This window comes from Pseudomonas guariconensis (genome assembly GCF_040822035.1).
Taxonomy (GTDB): Bacteria; Pseudomonadota; Gammaproteobacteria; order Pseudomonadales; family Pseudomonadaceae; genus Aquipseudomonas; species Aquipseudomonas guariconensis.
On record NZ_CP162012.1, the window covers coordinates 346,551 to 363,767 of the forward strand.

At 63.2% G+C, this 17,217-nt stretch carries 12 protein-coding genes; 11 read left to right on the forward strand and 1 reads right to left on the reverse strand.

Features of this window, described 5'->3' with window-relative positions:
- Nucleotides 1-33: 33 nt before the first annotated feature.
- The 3 genes from rpmE (at nucleotide 34) to AB1N67_RS01625 (ending at nucleotide 2,522) form a co-directional block, all read left to right on the forward strand.
- Entirely contained in the window at nucleotides 34-249 is a 216-nt protein-coding gene (gene rpmE / locus AB1N67_RS01615) for a 50S ribosomal protein L31 (RefSeq protein ID WP_023378219.1), read from the forward strand.
- 2 nt (nucleotides 250-251) lie between these two features.
- Nucleotides 252-1,073 carry a thermonuclease family protein gene (locus tag AB1N67_RS01620; protein ID WP_102081432.1) on the forward strand — a complete coding sequence of 274 codons (822 nt, stop codon included), beginning with the start codon at nucleotides 252-254 and terminating at the stop codon, nucleotides 1,071-1,073.
- 180 nt (nucleotides 1,074-1,253) lie between these two features.
- A complete protein-coding gene (locus AB1N67_RS01625; protein ID WP_043208592.1) occupies nucleotides 1,254-2,522 on the forward strand; it encodes a malic enzyme-like NAD(P)-binding protein in 1,269 nt (422 codons plus the stop codon).
- A 145-nt stretch (nucleotides 2,523-2,667) separates the two neighbouring features.
- On the opposite strand, the gene AB1N67_RS01630 is transcribed toward AB1N67_RS01625, so the two are convergent.
- Nucleotides 2,668-5,121 (reverse strand): penicillin-binding protein 1A, encoded by a 2,454-nt coding sequence (locus tag AB1N67_RS01630; protein WP_102081433.1) that lies wholly within the window; start codon nucleotides 5,119-5,121, stop codon nucleotides 2,668-2,670.
- A gap of 160 nt (nucleotides 5,122-5,281) precedes the next feature.
- Between AB1N67_RS01630 and pilM the strand changes: the two genes are divergently transcribed.
- The 8 genes from pilM (at nucleotide 5,282) to gltB (ending at nucleotide 17,124) form a co-directional block, all read left to right on the forward strand.
- A complete protein-coding gene (gene pilM / locus AB1N67_RS01635) occupies nucleotides 5,282-6,202 on the forward strand; it encodes a type IV pilus biogenesis protein PilM (protein ID WP_102081434.1) in 921 nt (306 codons plus the stop codon).
- Nucleotides 6,202-6,738: a PilN domain-containing protein gene (locus AB1N67_RS01640; RefSeq protein ID WP_102081435.1), complete on the forward strand. Its 537-nt coding sequence runs from the start codon at nucleotides 6,202-6,204 to the stop codon at nucleotides 6,736-6,738. The genes pilM and AB1N67_RS01640 overlap by 1 nt, the downstream gene beginning before the upstream one ends.
- Nucleotides 6,735-7,751 (forward strand): pilus assembly protein PilP, encoded by a 1,017-nt coding sequence (locus AB1N67_RS01645; RefSeq protein WP_238556597.1) that lies wholly within the window; start codon nucleotides 6,735-6,737, stop codon nucleotides 7,749-7,751. The genes AB1N67_RS01640 and AB1N67_RS01645 overlap by 4 nt, the downstream gene beginning before the upstream one ends.
- Nucleotides 7,696-8,943 (forward strand): type IV pilus secretin PilQ, encoded by a 1,248-nt coding sequence (locus AB1N67_RS01650; RefSeq protein WP_043208699.1) that lies wholly within the window; start codon nucleotides 7,696-7,698, stop codon nucleotides 8,941-8,943. The genes AB1N67_RS01645 and AB1N67_RS01650 overlap by 56 nt, the downstream gene beginning before the upstream one ends.
- A 4-nt stretch (nucleotides 8,944-8,947) precedes the next feature.
- Entirely contained in the window at nucleotides 8,948-9,466 is a 519-nt protein-coding gene (gene aroK, locus AB1N67_RS01655; protein ID WP_043208585.1) for a shikimate kinase AroK, read from the forward strand.
- A 97-nt stretch (nucleotides 9,467-9,563) separates the two neighbouring features.
- Complete coding sequence (gene aroB / locus AB1N67_RS01660) at nucleotides 9,564-10,661, forward strand: 3-dehydroquinate synthase (RefSeq protein ID WP_090343351.1); 1,098 nt, start codon at nucleotides 9,564-9,566, stop codon at nucleotides 10,659-10,661.
- Between the two features lie 15 nt (nucleotides 10,662-10,676).
- Complete coding sequence (locus tag AB1N67_RS01665) at nucleotides 10,677-12,314, forward strand: AAA family ATPase (RefSeq protein WP_043208580.1); 1,638 nt, start codon at nucleotides 10,677-10,679, stop codon at nucleotides 12,312-12,314.
- Between the two features lie 364 nt (nucleotides 12,315-12,678).
- Nucleotides 12,679-17,124 (forward strand): glutamate synthase large subunit, encoded by a 4,446-nt coding sequence (gltB, locus tag AB1N67_RS01670; RefSeq protein WP_043208577.1) that lies wholly within the window; start codon nucleotides 12,679-12,681, stop codon nucleotides 17,122-17,124.
- Nucleotides 17,125-17,217 lie beyond the last annotated feature (93 nt).

The window sequence follows — 17,217 nt, forward strand, 5'->3', positions numbered from 1 at the left end:
TTGGGTGGCGGCACGCAGCTCGAGGAAGTGACCATGAAAGCAGATATTCATCCGAACTACGAAGTAGTTGCAGTCACCTGCAGCTGCGGCAACAAATTCGAAACCCGTTCGACCCTGGCCAAGCCGCTGGCGATCGACGTGTGCTCCCAGTGCCACCCGTTCTACACTGGTAAGCAGAAAGTCCTGGACACCGGTGGTCGCGTACAGAAGTTCGCCGATCGCTTCGGTATGTTCGGTACCAAGAAGTAATCATGCGCATGGCGAATCCCTCGGGTTTCGCGCTGCTGCAAAAAAAGGCGCCCCTTGTGGGCGCTTTTTTTGTGGGCGCGATCTGGCATTTTCCCGCGCTGGCTTTCTGCCCATTGCCCGACAAGCCGCAGCAGGTGGCGGTGCGACAGGTGGTCGATGGCGACACCTTGCGTCTGAGTGATGGACGCAGCGTTCGGATGATCGGCATCAATGCACCGGAAATCGGCCGTAAAGGTCGCACCAGCGAGCCCTATGCCGAGGCCGCCAGGCAGCGTTTGCAGGCGTTGGTCAAAGCCAGCGACGGACGGGTCGGGCTGGTGGCGGGGGTAGAGGGAAAGGACAAGTACGGTCGCACCTTGGCGCACATCTATGGCCGGGATGGCAACAATCTTGAAGCCACACTGCTCAGCGAGGGCTTGGGCTATCGCGTCGCGGTGGCGCCCAACGTCAAGCTTTCCCGCTGCCAGCAAGAGGCCGAGCAGGCGGCCAGGGCGGCGCGGATCGGGTTATGGCGGCAGTCGCCAGTGCTGCGAGAGGGTGATGTCCGGCAGTCGGGCTTTGCTGTCATAAGCGGCAAAGTAAAGGCTATCGAGCGCAATCGTGGTGGTGTTTGGCTGGAACTTGGCAATGCGGTGGTGCTTCGCATTCCCGCTCGTCTGCAGCGCAACTTCCCCTCGAGCTTCTTCGATAACCTCAAGGGACGCCAGGTCGAGGCGCGCGGCTGGGTGCTGGATCGTTCCCGCAAGGGTGGGCTGAAGCCTGGGCAGCGACGCTGGGAATTGCCGTTGACCGATCCGAGCATGCTCGAACGGATTTCAGGGTAAATAGTTGTAGACATTTCGCTATTAAATTGTACACACTTGATGGTGTATGCCCCCGTGGGTTATAGCGTAAAGTCGTAGGCTAAAGGCCTTGACACAAGTGACCGGGCAGTCTTGTGGCCCCCCGGCTCTTTGCGTATCCTCGGCGGTCCGTCAGAACAGTAAACAAGCGGAATGCCCACCATGTCAGACCTGAAAACCGCCGCTCTCGAATACCACGCTCAGCCTCGTCCGGGGAAACTGAGCGTCGAACTCACCAAGCCGACCGCAACCGCCCGTGACCTGGCCCTGGCCTACAGCCCGGGCGTCGCCGAGCCTGTGCGTGAGATCGGCCGTGATCCAGAGCTGGCCTACAAGTACACCGGCAAAGGCAACCTGGTTGCGGTGATTTCCGATGGTACCGCCATCCTCGGCCTGGGTGACCTGGGTCCGCTGGCGTCCAAGCCGGTCATGGAAGGCAAGGGTGTTCTGTTCAAGCGTTTCGCTGGCATCGACGTATTCGACATCGAAGTCGACTCCGAAAGCCCGCAAGCCTTCATCGACACCGTCAAGCGTATTTCCATCACCTTCGGTGGCATCAACCTGGAAGACATCAAGGCGCCTGAGTGCTTCGAGATCGAGCGCACGCTGATCGAGCAGTGCGACATTCCGGTCTTCCACGATGACCAGCACGGCACCGCGATCGTCACTGCGGCCGGCATGATCAACGCCTTGGAAATCGCCGGCAAGAAGCTCGACGAAGCCAAGATCGTTTGCCTGGGCGCTGGCGCTGCCGCCATCTCTTGCATGAAGCTGCTGGTCAGCATGGGTGCCAAGGTCGAGAACATCTTCATGATCGACCGCACCGGCGTGATCCACGCAGGCCGTGACGATCTGAACCAGTACAAGGCCCAATTCGCGCACGCCACCGACAAACGCACCCTGGCTGACGCACTGGAAGGTGCCGATGTCTTCGTGGGTCTGTCCGGCCCGAACCTGCTGAGCCCGGAAGGCCTGAAGAGCATGGCTGCGAACCCGATCGTGTTCGCATGCTCGAACCCGGATCCGGAGATCAAGCCAGAGCTGGCCCACCAGACCCGCAGCGACGTGATCATGGCTACCGGTCGTTCCGACTACCCGAACCAGGTCAACAACGTGCTGGGCTTCCCGTTCATCTTCCGTGGCGCTCTGGACGTACGTGCCAAGCGCATCAACGAAGAAATGAAAATCGCCGCCGCCATCGCCCTGAAGGACCTGGCCAAGCTGCCAGTGCCGCAGGAAGTCTGCGACGCCTACGGCGTGCAGGCGCTGGAATTCGGCCGTGAGTACATCATTCCGAAGCCGATGGACCCACGCCTGATCACCGTCGTCTCCGATGCCGTGGCCAAGGCTGCCATCGAGTCCGGCGTTGCAACCCTGCCGTATCCGAAGCACTACCCACTGCAGAACGTGAACGACGTGTTCAACGGTTAATGCAGAACGCAAAAAAGAACCGGCTCAAATGAGCCGGTTTTTTTTGCTTCGAGTTTGGAGCTGCGAGCGACACGTTGTTCGAGGTTGTCTGTAGGGGGGCCGGGAGAGCCGGCGCGCCCTTCTTCTTGCTTGTCGCTTGTGCTGCTTAGAACAGATCCATCGGCGCCGCTTCATCGGCCGGCAGCGGGCTGCCTGGTGCCGCACCGTTGCCCAGCTCGTCTACCGAAGGCGGGGAATCCTCGGCCTTGAAGAGCTCGAAATAGGCATTCGGAGTGCTTGGCGTGGCGGCGCGGCCGCTGACCGGATCGACCCGCAGGCTGAGGATGCCTTCCGGTTCGGCTGGGGCGTGCTCGGGCTTGCCTTTGAGCGCCGCGCCCATGAAGTTCATCCAGATCGGCAGCGCGGCGGTGCCGCCATACTCGCGCCGGCCCAGGGTCTCCGGCTGGTCGAAGCCAACCCACACGGTCGTCACGTAGTCGGCGTTGTAGCCAGTGAACCAGGCGTCTTTGGACTCGTTGGTGGTGCCGGTCTTGCCCGCCAGATCGTTTCGACCAAGGGCCAGGGCGCGGCGGCCGGTGCCGCGCTTGATCACGTCCTGCAGCATGCTGGTGAGAATATAGGTAGTACGACCGTCGACGATGCGCTCGGCCACGACCGGTGCCTGTGGCGCGGGTGCCACCTGGCCCAGTGTCGAGGGTGCTTCGCCTGGCAGCGGCTGGATGCTGATCGGCTGTTCCGGCGCGGCGATGCCGGCCTGGTCCTGACCCTCTTGAGGAACCCTCGCCGGATTGGCGGTGAACAGGGTTTCGCCGTTGCGGCTCTCGATGCGTTCGATCAGATAGGGGCTGATCTTGTAGCCGCCGTTGGCGAAAGTGCTCCAGCCCGTGGCGATTTCCATCGGCGTGAGGGTTGCGGTCCCCAGCGCCAGAGACAGGTTCGGCGGCAGGTCCTGCTTGTTGAAGCCAAACTTGGCGATGTAGTCGATGGTCTTGCCCACGCCCATCGATTGCAGCAGTCGGATCGAGACCAGGTTGCGCGACTTGTACAGGGCTTCGCGCATGCGGATCGGGCCGAGGAAGGTGTTGGTGTCGTTCTTCGGGCGCCAGACCTTGTCCAGGTACTCGTCGACGAACACGATCGGTGCGTCGTTGACCAGGCTGGCGGCGGTGTAGCCGCTGTCCAGTGCGGCGCTGTAGACGAAGGGCTTGAAGCTCGAACCGGGCTGGCGCTTGGCCTGCATGGCGCGGTTGTAATTGCTCTGTTCGAACGAGAAACCGCCGACCAGTGCGCGGATGGCGCCGTTGTAAGGATCCAGAGTGACCAGTGCGCTCTGGGCACCAGGCACCTGGCTGAACTTGAGCTTGCCGTCTTCCAGGCGCTGCACACGGATCAGATCACCGACCTGGGCTACGTCGGCGGGCGATTGAGGGGAGCGACCCTGAGCATTGCTGTTGAGGAATGGCCGGGCCCATTTCATGGTGTCCCAGGCTACGTGCTCCTCTTCGCCACTGCGGGTCAGCACCTTCAGGCCGCTCTTGTCGACCTGAGTGACGATGGCAGGCTCAAGGCCCCCAAGGGTGCGCTGCTTGCTCAGCTCCTGCAGCCAGGCGGCGTGGGTCTTGCCTGGGAAACGCGATTCTGGGCCGCGATAGCCATGGCGCTCGTCATAGTCGGTCAAACCAGTGAGCACGGCCTTGTTGGCCATCTCCTGCATGTCGCTCGGCACCGTGGTGGTCACGCGGAAGCCTTCGGTGTAGGCATCGCTGCCATAGCGGCCGACCATTTCGGCGCGGGCCATTTCGGCGATGTAGGGCGCGTTAACCTCGGGTGTCGGGACGTGATAGCTGGCATTGAGCGGCTCGGCCAGGGCGGCCTCGTAGCTGGCCTGGTCGATCTTGCCGAGCTTGTACATGCGGCCCAGGATCCAGTCGCGGCGCTCCTTGGCGCGCACCGGGTTGGCCAGCGGGTTGAAGCGAGACGGCGCCTTGGGCAGGCCAGCGATCATGGCCATCTGGGCCAGGCTGATGTCGCGGATGGACTTGCCGTAGTACACCTGTGCAGCGGCTTCGATGCCGTAGGCGCGGTTGCCCAGGTAGATCTTGTTGACGTACAGCTCGAGGATTTCGTCCTTGGTCAGCTCGCGTTCGATCTGCAAGGCCAGGAGGATTTCATTGGTTTTGCGCGAGAAACTGCGCTCGCTGGTGAGGAAGAAGTTCTTCGCCACCTGCATGGTGATCGTGCTGCCGCCGGTCTGGATGTGGCCAGATTTCACCAGCTGGGTCGCGGCGCGCATCAGGCTGCTCGGATCGACTCCATAGTGATTGAGGAAATTGTCGTCCTCTGCTGACAGAAGCGCCTGGATGAACTGCGGGGGAATATCCGCGAAACGGATAGGCGAGCGGCGCATTTCGCCGAATTCCGCAATCAGCTTGCCGTCGCTGCTGTACACCCTCAAGGGGATCTGCAACTGGATGCTTCTGAGGGACTCGACCGAGGGGAGGCTGGGGCTAAGATACAGAAACGCACCGCTCACACCGAGTACGAGCGCGCAGATGACTGCGACGAAAGACCACCAGAAGAACTTCAGCAGACGTATCAAGGCTTTTGGGTGTCCAGGTTGGGAGTGGATTGCACGCGGTCCGGCGGACAGGAAAAAACGCTGGGCATTATAAGCATTTTTCGCTTTGCCGGGGCGACCGGCCGGCCTGGACGGTCGGCTCCTGTAGTGCGGCACTGCGACGATCTTTCAAGGAAGAACCATGCTTGGACGTTTCGGCAGGGATGCCGGTTCACTGCTGGGGGTGGAAATCGCCTCCGGTTCCGTTCGAATCCTTCAATTGCAACGGCGCCAGGGCGGCCATGCAGTCTGCGCCTGGGCCGTGGAGCCTTTCGAGGCGCCACCGGGGCACTGGACGGCACATCCTGATGTGGTGGCCAAGGCCTTGCAACGAGCCTGGCAGCGTAGTGGGTCTCGTCAGCGTCAGGCCGCAGTGGCGTTACCGGGCTCTGAGGTGATCTGCAAGGTACATCGGCTGCCGGCGCGATTGTCCGACAGCGAGATGGAGGCGCAGTTGCTGGCCGAGGCCGAGCGCCTGTTTCCGTTTCCATTGCAGGACCTCGCGCTGGATTTCCAGACGCTCGAGGCGGTGCCGGGGCCGGTCGATGAGGTGAGCGTGCTGGTGGGGGCTTGCCGCCACTGTCTGTTGGAGCCGTTGGAGCAGGTGTTCCACAGCGCTGGCTTGCAGTTGGTGATGGTCGAAGTCGACAGCCTGGCCTTGGCCCGCACGCTCGCCCCTGGCCGACTTACCGCAGCGGCGGTCCTCAGGATCGAGGCTGTTCGTGCCACCGTGCATACCTGGTCGGAGCCTTTCATGCCTCAGCGTCTGGAGTTGCGCATGGTGCCCGAGCAGGACCAGGCACAACGCCTCGAACGTATCGGGCACTGGCTGCGCAGTGCGCTGCCCGGAACATCCGTCGAATGCCTTCACGTCGCACCGTGCGATGTGCCGGAAGACGGCTGGCTGGAAGGGCTCGCGCAGCAACTGGCGATGCCGTGTGAGTCGCTCTGGCCTTTCGCTGGCCTGGCGCTGGCGGGCCTGGCCATGGATTCCACGCTGTCGTGCAGGGAGGCTGGTGGCATGGCGCTAGCCTACGGACTGGCATTGGGAGGAGGGCAGTGATGCTGCGGTTGAACCTGCTTCCCTGGCGCGAACGGCAGCGCCTTGCGGCAGTTCGGCGCTTCAAGCTGGCCGTGCTCGCCAGTGTCCTGGTCGCCTTCTGCGGCGTGATGCTGCTCGACCATATGGCCCGTCAGCGTTTGCAGAGCCAGGAATTGGCCATTGCGCAAAGCCAGGCTTTGTTGCAAGAGCAGCAAGCGGAGCTCGCGCGCATCGATGGGCTGCGTGAGCGGCGCGAGGCCGTGCAGGCGCAAACTTCAGCCCTCGCTCGCCTGCGTGCCGATCAAGGTCTGCCTTTGGTGGTGTTCGCCGAGCTTGAGCGGGCCATGCCAGAGGGATTGAGCTTGAGCGAACTGACCTTGCAGGAAAATCGCGTGCAAGTGCTTGGGTTGGCGGCGTCCCCCGCTGTCCTGGCGCAGCTCATGCGCGCGCTCGAGCAGTCTGCCGTCCTTCAGGGGCTGGAGCTAAAACGCCTTCGCAATGTGCCAGCGGGGGAAGAGTTCTTGTTGTTGGCCCAGGTGCCGGTTTCGTGGTCATGACGTGGGCCGAGATGACCGACTGGCGGGAGTGGGGGATCCGTTCGCGGGGTTTCATTGCTGCGATTCTGGCGACGTTGATCGCCCTGGTGTTGCTTGCCGGGTGGTTCGGGCTTCTCCAAGGGCGGTATCGGACCTATCAGTTGGGCAAGGGCCAAGAGCAATCATTGAACTTGGCGCTGTCGGGCAATTCGCAGGCGCTGCACCTGCACGAGTCTGCCCGGCTGGCGCTGGACGATGCCACGCTGCAGTTGCGCGATGCGCGTTGGCGCCTGGCTGCGGGTGTGAACATGAGTGATCTGCTCGACGAGCTGACCAGTTCGGGACATGCCCATGGGTTGGTGTTCGAACAGCTCGATGTGGAGCAGGCGCGCGTGGAGACTGGCTACCAGATGGTGCCGCTGCGGGTAGAGGTCGTGGGGCGTTATGCCGCGCTGCGGATGTGGCTGGACGAATGGTTCGGCCAGGTTCGTCTCTTGCGGGCAACGAGCCTGCGGCTGGTCGACTTGCCCGAGCGTCCAGGCCTGCTGCGCCTGCAGGTGCAGGTCGCTTCGTATCACCCGGGCGAAGAACTGCCGGCACCGGCCTCGCTGGCCCATGAGCCGGCGAGGCCGGCGGCCCGCCCTCCGCGCGTGGACCTGTTCGTGCCCTGGTCGACTCAGGCCGCCGTGACGGGGCTGGCTGGCGTGCCCCTGGATCAGTTGGAGATGGTCGGCAGCCTGTCGCAGGCTGGGCATCACCAGGCTCTGCTGTGGTCGGCTGGACGGTTGTATCGGGTGTGTTCTGGGGACCGTGTGGGGCGTAATGAGGGTGTCGTGGTACGGATCGATCGACACCAGATCGAGGTGCGCGAGCGTGTGTTCGTCGCGGGAGTGTGGCACGAGCGGTCGGTCTACCTGGCCATGGGAAAGCGGGTCAACAACGAGGTCATGGATGACGCTGAACAAACTGAAGATCGGCATGGTGATGGCAATGCTGTCGAGCCCGGCGGCGACAGCATCGCTCTATCGAGGTGAGCCGCTGTCCCTGAATTTCCAGGACATCGAAGTGCGCGCGGCGCTGCAGGTGCTGGCCGATCATGCCGGCATCAACCTGGTTGCCAGCGACACGGTACAAGGCAGTCTTACCTTGCGCCTGGAAGACGTGCCCTGGGATCAGGCGCTGGACCTTGTATTGCGCAGCAAAGGACTGGCCCGGCGCGAGGAGGGTAACGTTCTGGTGGTCGCGCCCATCGCGGAGCTGGCAGAGCAGTTTCGTGAAGCCCGGTCTGGGCAGGCGCTGGATGCGCAATTGCAACCCATGCGGCGTGAGCTGCTGCCGATCCATCACGCCAAGGCGGCGGACATGGCAGAGTTGCTGTTGGCCGCGCTCGCCGACGAGGGCATTCTCACCGGGCGCGGCAGCCTGAGTGTCGACCCACGGACCAACACCTTGGTGGCCTACCAGCCGGCCGACCGACTCGCCGAGTTGCGGCGACTGGTGGGGCAGCTGGATGTGCCGGTGCGACAAGTGCTGATCGAGGCGCGGATCGTCGAGGCCAACGTCGATTACGAAAAAAGCCTGGGTGTGCGCTGGGGCGCGCCCCTGCAAGGCGATACCGCTCGTCTGGGAAAAGAACTGTTCGTGGACCTGGGTGTGGAGCGGGGGACGTCCGGCATTGGGTTGGGGGTGCTACGAGGCGGGACGCTGCTGGACTTGGAGCTCAGTGCCATGGAAAAGAGCGGAAACGGCGAGATCATCTCCCAGCCGAAGGTGGTCACCGCTGACAAGGAGACCGCGCGGATCATCAAGGGTACCGAGGTGCCTTACCAGGAAACCAGCAAGAGCGGCGCGACCTCCATCTCGTTTCGCGAGGCATCGTTATCGCTTGAGGTGACGCCGCAGATCACGCCCGATGGCAAAGTCGTGATGGCTGTCAGGGTGACCAAGGACGAGCCTGACTACGTCAATGCACTGAACAACGTCCCGCCCATCCGCAAGAATGAGGTCAACGCCAAGGTGCGGGTGGCGGACGGCGAGACGATCGTCATCGGTGGCGTTTACTCGACCACGCAAAACAATGTGGTCGACAAGGTGCCATTTTTAGGCGATCTGCCGTATGTTGGCAGGCTGTTTCGACGCGATGTATTACAAGAGAAAAAATCCGAGCTGCTGGTCTTCCTGACTCCGCGTATCATGAGTGACCAGGCGATTGCTGTGAGTCGTTGATTCTGTGCGAAATTTGATACTTGTGGGACCCATGGGCGCTGGAAAAAGCACCATCGGACGCCTATTGGCCAAAGAGCTGCGCCTGTTGTTCAAGGATTCCGACAAGGAAATCGAGCTGCGAACCGGCGCCAACATCCCGTGGATCTTCGACAAAGAAGGCGAGCCGGGCTTTCGTGACCGTGAGCAGGCCATGATCGCCGAACTCAGTGGCCTCGATGGCGTGGTCCTGGCGACCGGCGGCGGCGCGGTGATGCGTGAAGCCAATCGCAGGGCGCTGCGTGAGGGCGGACGGGTGATCTACCTGCACGCCTCGGTCGAGCAGCAGGTCGGGCGCACAGCGCGTGATCGCAACCGGCCACTGTTGCGCACTGCCAACCCGGAGGCGACCCTGCGCGCCCTGCTGGAAACCCGCGACCCGCTTTACCGTGAAATCGCTGACCTGGTGGTGGAAACCGACGAACGGCCGCCGCGCATGGTGGTGCTCGACATCCTTGAGCGCTTGCAGAAGTTGCCGCCCCGGTAAGCCGGGACTATTCTCGGCGACCAACGCCGAGGCGGGTTGAACGTTACCGCGCGGGGTCGCCTGGACGATGCCGCGCCCTAGTACATTGTGGGGATACATGCAGACATTAAAGGTCGACCTGGGCGAACGCAGCTACCCGATCTACATTGGCGAAGGCCTGCTGGACCAGCCCGAACTGCTGGCGCCGCACATTGCCGGACGGCAGGTCGCCATTGTCTCGAACGAAACCGTTGCCCCCCTGTATCTCGAACGTCTGCGCCGCACCCTCGGTGCCTATGCGGTATTGCCCGTGGTGTTGCCCGATGGCGAGGCCCACAAGAACTGGGAAACCCTGCAACTGATCTTCGATGCCCTGCTCACCGCCCGGCATGATCGCCGGACCACCGTGGTGGCCCTGGGCGGTGGTGTCATCGGTGACATGGCCGGCTTCGCCGCTGCCTGTTACCAACGCGGCGTCGACTTCATTCAGATACCGACTACCTTGTTGTCCCAGGTCGATTCCTCGGTGGGCGGCAAGACCGGTATCAATCATCCCTTGGGCAAGAACATGGTCGGCGCGTTCTATCAGCCCAACGCCGTGCTGATCGACACCGCCAGCCTAAAGACCCTGCCGGCACGCGAACTGTCGGCGGGCCTGGCCGAGGTCATCAAGTACGGCCTGATCTGCGACGAGCCGTTCCTGACTTGGCTTGAAGCCCACATCCATGACCTGCGCGAGCTGGAGCCCGTCGCGCTCACCGAAGCCATCCGCCGCTCCTGCGCGGCCAAGGCTGCGGTGGTTGGGGCTGACGAACGCGAATCCGGCGTGCGGGCCACGCTGAACCTCGGTCATACCTTCGGCCATGCCATCGAGACCCACATGGGTTATGGCGTTTGGCTGCATGGCGAAGCCGTGGCGGCCGGCACCGTGATGGCGCTGGAAATGTCCATGCGCCTGGGCTGGATCGACCAGGCTGCGCGAGATCGCGGCATTCGTCTGCTGCAGGCGGCCGGCTTGCCGGTGGTGCCTCCCCAGGAGATGACCCCTGAGCACTTCATGGAACACATGGCGGTCGACAAGAAGGTCCTCGACGGTCGCTTGCGCCTGGTGCTGCTGCGCCAGATGGGCGAGGCCGTGGTGACCGACGACTATCCGAAAGAGATTCTTCAGGCCACGTTGGCAGCGGATTACCGCGCAATCGTGGCCCAGCTTTGAGGTTGTGACAGCGCAATGACCAGTTTGCATGCCGATGAGGCGTTTCTCGACCACTATCAGTTGAGCCACGATCCGTTCGCGCCCCGTGTGCCCGGTTTCAAGTTCTTCCCCGCCCAGCGCAAGCCGGTGCTGGGCCAACTGCATCATCTGGCGCGTTATAGCCAGCTGATGCTGGTGGTCACAGGCCCTGTGGGCAGCGGCAAGACCCTGCTGCGCCAGGCCCTGGTGGCCAGCACCAACAAGCAGTCGGTGCAGAGCGTGGTGGTCTCGGCCCGTGGCGCGGGCGACGCGGCCAGCGTTCTGGCCCAGGTGGCACAGGCACTCAATGTCGCCAATGCCGAAGTGCAGACCATCCTCGCCCAAGTCGTGCAACTGGCGCTGACCGGGCAGGAAGTCTATTTGCTGGTGGACGATGCGGAACAACTCGACGAGTCGGCACTCCAAGCGTTGCTGGAGCTGGCGGCGGGTGTTCCGGAGGGCCGTCCGCACGTGTTCCTGTTCGGTGAGCCGTCACTGATCGCCGCACTGGAAGGGCTCGATGCCGACGGAGAGCGATTCCATGTCATCGAGCTTGCGCCCTACAGCGAGGAGGAAACCCGCGAGTACCTGGAGCAGCGTCTGGATGGCGCAGGCCGGGGCATCGAGGTGTTCACCCGTGAACAGATCGTCGACATCCATGAAAACTCCGACGGCTGGCCTGGCAACATTAACCAGGTCGCCCGCGATACCTTGATCGAAGCCATGATCGCTAGCCGCAGTACGGTGAAGCGACCATCCATGGGGTTCAATATGCCTAAGAAACACGTGCTCGCGCTGTCCGCTGTCGTCGTGGTCGCGGTTGCCGCGGCGGTCCTGATGCCCAAGAAGGGCGGTGACAAGCCTGCCGAAGCGCCTGCCGCCCAGGCCCAGTTGCCGCTGGGTGAAGGCCAGCCGGCCAATGCCCAGTCCAATAATGGTGGTCCAGCCATCGAGTTCTCCGGCTCTTCCCAGCCAATGCCACTGCCGCTGGTTGGGCAGTCGCAACCGGTGATGCGCGAGCCGCTGGCCCAGGCGGCCGGCATGGGTGATGGCGAGGAGGGCGGCCCGGCCGGCAACACCGCACTGCAGCCGGCCAACCCGCCGACTGTCACGACCATCGCGCCGCCGCAAGGTGCCACCGCAGGCCCAGCCCCGGTACCGGCTCAGCCTGTCACTAGCGCGCCGGCTCAGAGTGTCGCCACCGCACCAGCCCAACCTGTTGCACCTGCGCCCAAGCCAGTCGCAACCCAGCCGGCCAAGCCGGTTGCACCTGCCAAGCCTGCCCCGGCGCCGACCCAGGTCGCCACCGCCAAGCCGGCTGCCAAGCCAACCGCTGGTGGCGCGGGCAATAGCGGCTGGTACAGTGGTCAGAAACCGGGCAATTACGTGGTGCAGATCTTCGGCACCAGCTCCGAGGCCTCCGCCCAGTCCTTCGTCAAAGCCCAGGGTGGCGACTATCGCTACTTCAAGAAGACCCTGCAGGGCAAACCCCTCTACGTGGTGACCTACGGCAACTTCGCCAGCCGCGATGCAGCGGTTGCGGCAATCAAGAACTTGCCAGCCAAGGTCCAGGCTGGTAAACCTTGGCCACGAACCGTAGGCAGCGTCCAACAAGAGCTGGCCACGGCCCGCTGACACCTTCCGGGCGGCTCCACCCTGCTGCCCAGTTGCCTGAGTTTCGATAAGCCTGCTGCGCCTGAGCGCGGCAGGCTTTTCTGTCCCGGACTGCCGGCCACAAGCCCTTTCTTGCAGTCATGGCTGAAACGCTTCAGACTCGAGCCAAGCCGTTACCACGGCACATGGCGCAAAAACATTCAAAAATGCGACATAAGTTTTCAGTGATGCGTCATGAAAATTTGTGGGCGTTGCTGTCCCTGTGCAACAATGGTTTCCCATTGCCCACCGCAAAAAGCTGGCATTCGATCGGCGTGGATGGTAAGTGGTTGTACTAAAAAGAGATTTGCCTTGGTTGAGAGGCGAACCTGGTGAGAAAGTGTCTATGAAAACAGGTCTGTACCATCCCGAAGAATTCAAGGACAACTGTGGTTTCGGCCTGATCGCCCATATGACGGGCGAGGCGAGCCACCATCTTCTGCAAACCGCCATGCAGGCGCTGACCTGCATGACCCACCGCGGCGGAATCAACGCCGACGGCAAGACCGGCGACGGTTGCGGTCTGCTCATGCAGAAGCCCGATCAATTCCTGCGTGCCGTGGCCCAGGAACACTTCGCCGTCGAGCTGCCCAAGCAGTACGCCGTCGGCATGGTGTTCTTCAATCAGGACCCGGTGAAGGCCGAAGCGGCCCGCGCCAACATGGATCGCGAGATCATCAATGCTGGCCTGAAGCTGGTCGGCTGGCGCAAAGTCCCGATCGACACCAGCGTGCTTGGCCGCCTGGCCCTGGAGCGCCTGCCGCAGATCGAGCAGGTCTTCATCGGCGGCGAAGGCCTGAGCGACCAGGAGTTCGCCATCAAGCTGTTCAGTGCCCGTCGTCGCTCGTCCGTGGCCAATGCCCACGACGCCGACCACTACATCTGCAGCTTTTCGCACAAGACCATCATCTACAAAGGCCTGATGATGCCGGCGGATCTTTCCGCCTTCTATCCGGACCTGGGCGATGAGCGCCTGAAAACCGCGATCTGCGTGTTCCACCAGCGCTTCTCCACCAACACCCTGCCGAAGTGGCCGCTGGCGCAGCCCTTCCGCTTCCTCGCCCACAATGGCGAGATCAACACCATCACCGGCAACCGCAACTGGGCTATCGCCCGTCGCACCAAGTTCGCCAACGATCTGATCCCCGACCTCGAAGAGCTCGGCCCGCTGGTCAACCGCGTGGGTTCGGACTCCTCGAGCATGGACAACATGCTCGAGCTGATGGTCACCGGCGGCATCGACCTGTTCCGCGGCGTGCGCATGCTGGTACCGCCAGCCTGGCAGAACGTCGAGACCATGGACGCCGACCTGCGCGCGTTCTATGAGTACAACTCCATGCACATGGAGCCGTGGGACGGCCCGGCCGGTATCGTCATGACCGAGGGCCGCCACGCGGTCTGCCTGCTGGACCGCAACGGCCTGCGTCCGGCACGCTGGGTGACCACCAAGAACGGCTACATCACCCTGGCCTCGGAAATCGGCGTCTGGGACTACAAGCCCGAGGATGTGCTGGCCAAGGGGCGCGTTGGCCCGGGCCAGATCTTCGCCGTGGACACCGAAACCGGCCAGATTCTCGACACGGACGCTATCGACAATCGTCTGAAGTCGCGCCATCCCTACAAGCGCTGGCTGCGTCAGCACGCCCTGCGCATCCAGGCGACCCTGACCGACGACCAAGGCGTGGCCAGCTATGACGCTGACCAGCTCAAGCAATACATGAAAATGTTCCAGGTCACCTTCGAGGAGCGTGACCAGGTGCTGCGTCCGCTCGGTGAGCAGGGCCAGGAAGCGGTCGGCTCGATGGGCGACGACACGCCGATGGCCGTGCTGTCCCAGCGCGTGCGCTCGCCGTACGACTTCTTCCGCCAGCAGTTCGCCCAGGTAACCAACCCGCCGATCGACCCGCTGCGCGAGGCGATCGTCATGTCCTTGGAGATCTGCCTGGGCGCCGAGCGCAACATCTTCCAGGAATCCCCCGAGCATGCCTCGCGGGTAATCCTCAGCTCCCCGGTCATCTCGCCTGCCAAGTGGCGTTCGCTGATGAACCTGGAGCGCGAAGGCTTCGATCGCCAGCTGATCGACCTCAACTATGAAGAGAGCGTCGGCCTGGAAGCGGCCATCCGCAACATCGCCGACCAGGCCGAGGAAGCCGTACGCAGCGGCAAGACTCAGTTGGTGCTGAGCGACCGCTACATTGCCCCAGGCAAGCTGCCGGTGCATGCCTCCCTGGCGGTCGGTGCGGTACACCATCGTCTGACCGAGCAAGGCCTGCGCTGCGACAGCAACATCCTGGTCGAAACCGCCACCGCCCGTGACCCGCACCACTTCGCCGTGCTGCTGGGCTTCGGTGCCTCGGCCGTCTACCCTTACCTGTCCTATGAAGTGCTGGCCGACCTGATCCGCACCGGCGAGGTGCTGGGCGACCTGGATGAAGTGTTCAAGTACTACCGCAAAGGCATCTCCAAAGGCCTGCTGAAGATCCTGTCGAAGATGGGCATCTCCACCATCGCCTCCTACCGCGGCGCCCAGCTGTTCGAAGCCGTGGGCCTGGCCGAGGAAGTGGTCGGCCTGAGCTTCAAGGGCGTGGCCAGCCGCATCAAGGGCGCACGCTTCGTGGACCTTGAGAACGACCAGAAGCTGCTGGCGGCCGAAGCCTGGAGCGCGCGCAAGCCGATCCAGCAGGGCGGCCTGCTCAAGTTCGTCCACGGCGGCGAGTACCACGCCTACAACCCGGATGTGGTCAACACCCTGCAAGCAGCAGTGCAGAAGGGCGACTACGCCAAGTTCAAGGAATACACCACACTGGTCGACCAGCGTCCGGTGTCGATGATTCGCGACCTGCTCAAGGTCAAGCTGGCCGAGCAGCCGTTGGCGCTGGATCAGGTCGAGCCGCTGGAGGACATCCTCAAGCGCTTCGACTCCGCGGGCATCTCCCTCGGCGCCCTGTCGCCGGAAGCCCACGAGGCCCTGGCCGAGGCGATGAACCGCCTGGGCGCGCGCTCCAACTCTGGCGAGGGCGGCGAAGACCCGGCCCGCTACGGCACCATCAAGAGCTCGAAGATCAAGCAGGTGGCCACCGGCCGCTTCGGCGTCACCCCGGAATACCTGGTCAACGCCGAAGTGCTGCAGATCAAGGTGGCCCAGGGCGCCAAGCCCGGCGAGGGCGGCCAGCTGCCTGGCGGCAAGGTCAACGGCCTGATCGCACGGCTGCGCTATGCCGTGCCGGGCGTCACCCTGATTTCGCCTCCTCCGCACCATGACATCTACTCGATCGAAGACCTGGCCCAGCTGATCTACGACCTCAAGCAGGTCAATCCGCAGGCGCTGGTGTCGGTCAAGCTGGTGGCCGAGGCCGGCGTGGGCACCATCGCCGCTGGCGTGGCCAAGGCCTACGCGGACCTGATCACCATCTCCGGCTACGACGGTGGCACCGGCGCCTCGCCGCTGACCTCCATCAAGTACGCAGGTGCGCCGTGGGAGCTGGGCCTGGCCGAGACCCACCAGACCCTGCGCGGCAACGACCTGCGTGGCAAGGTGCGGGTACAGACCGACGGTGGCCTGAAGACTGGCCTGGACGTGATCAAGGCGGCCATCCTTGGCGCCGAGAGTTTCGGTTTTGGCACCGCGCCGATGATCGCCCTAGGCTGCAAATACCTGCGTATCTGCCACTTGAACAACTGCGCTACCGGCGTTGCCACCCAGAACGACAAGCTGCGCAAGGACCACTACATCGGTACCGTCGACATGGTGGTGAACTTCTTCACCTTCGTCGCCGAGGAAACCCGTGAGTGGCTGGCCAAGCTGGGCGTGCGTAGCCTGGGCGAGCTGATCGGGCGTACCGATCTGCTCGACATCCTGCCAGGCGATACCGAGCGCCAGCAGTACCTGGACCTGTCGCCGCTGCTGGGCAGCTCGCACATTCCGGCCGACAAGCCGCAGTTCTGCGAAGTCGACAAGAACCCGCCGTTCGACAAAGGCGAGCTGGCCGAGAAAATGGTCGAGATGGCCCTGCCGGCGATTCGCGATCTTTCCGGTGGCGAATTCAGCCTGGACATCTGCAACTGCGACCGTTCCATCGGCGCGCGTATCTCCGGCGAGATCGCCCGCCTGCACGGCAATCAGGGCATGGCCGGTGCGCCAATCACCTTCCGCTTCAAGGGCACTGCCGGCCAGAGCTTTGGCGTGTGGAACGCCGGTGGCCTGAACCTGCACCTGGAAGGGGATGCCAACGACTACGTGGGCAAGGGCATGACCGGCGGCAAGCTGACCATCGTGCCGCCTGCCGGCAGCCCGTTCGAAACCCAGCACAGCGCCATCGTCGGCAACACCTGCCTGTATGGCGCCACTGGCGGCAAGCTGTTCGCCGCTGGCACCGCGGGCGAGCGCTTCGCTGTGCGTAACTCCGGCGCCCACGCTGTGGTCGAGGGTACCGGCGATCACTGCTGTGAATACATGACCGGCGGCTTTGTCTGCGTCCTGGGCAAGACCGGTTACAACTTCGGTTCTGGCATGACTGGCGGCTTCGCCTACGTGCTCGACATGGACAACACCTTCGTCGACAAACTCAACCACGAGCTGGTGGAAATCCAGCGCATCAGTGGTGAGGCGATGGAGGCCTACCGCAGCCATCTGGCGCGGGTCCTTGGCGAATACGTGGAAGAGACCGGCAGCGAGTGGGGGCGCGAGCTCTCGGAGAACCTGGACGACTACGTGCGTCGCTTCTGGTTGGTCAAGCCCAAGGCCGCCAACCTCAAGCAACTGTTGTCCAGCACCCGTGCCAACCCGCAGTAAAAGCAGCTGCAAGTGGCGAGCCTCGAACTGCAAGTTGAAGCGGTTCGAGGTTCGCCCGGCTTAAGTGATCGTCTTGCGGCTTGCAGCGCTTAG

What these genes read in the sequence shown, in the direction of transcription:
- rpmE (WP_023378219.1), top strand. Translation starts at nt 34, where the DNA reads ATGAAAGCAGATATTCATCCGAACTACGAAGTAGTTGCAGTCACCTGC.
- AB1N67_RS01620 (WP_102081432.1), top strand. Translation starts at nt 252, where the DNA reads ATGCGCATGGCGAATCCCTCGGGTTTCGCGCTGCTGCAAAAAAAGGCG.
- AB1N67_RS01625 (WP_043208592.1), top strand. Translation starts at nt 1,254, where the DNA reads ATGTCAGACCTGAAAACCGCCGCTCTCGAATACCACGCTCAGCCTCGT.
- pilM (WP_102081434.1), top strand. Translation starts at nt 5,282, where the DNA reads ATGCTTGGACGTTTCGGCAGGGATGCCGGTTCACTGCTGGGGGTGGAA.
- AB1N67_RS01640 (WP_102081435.1), top strand. Translation starts at nt 6,202, where the DNA reads ATGCTGCGGTTGAACCTGCTTCCCTGGCGCGAACGGCAGCGCCTTGCG.
- AB1N67_RS01645 (WP_238556597.1), top strand. Translation starts at nt 6,735, where the DNA reads ATGACGTGGGCCGAGATGACCGACTGGCGGGAGTGGGGGATCCGTTCG.
- AB1N67_RS01650 (WP_043208699.1), top strand. Translation starts at nt 7,696, where the DNA reads ATGGTGATGGCAATGCTGTCGAGCCCGGCGGCGACAGCATCGCTCTAT.
- aroB (WP_090343351.1), top strand. Translation starts at nt 9,564, where the DNA reads ATGCAGACATTAAAGGTCGACCTGGGCGAACGCAGCTACCCGATCTAC.
- AB1N67_RS01665 (WP_043208580.1), top strand. Translation starts at nt 10,677, where the DNA reads ATGACCAGTTTGCATGCCGATGAGGCGTTTCTCGACCACTATCAGTTG.
- gltB (WP_043208577.1), top strand. Translation starts at nt 12,679, where the DNA reads ATGAAAACAGGTCTGTACCATCCCGAAGAATTCAAGGACAACTGTGGT.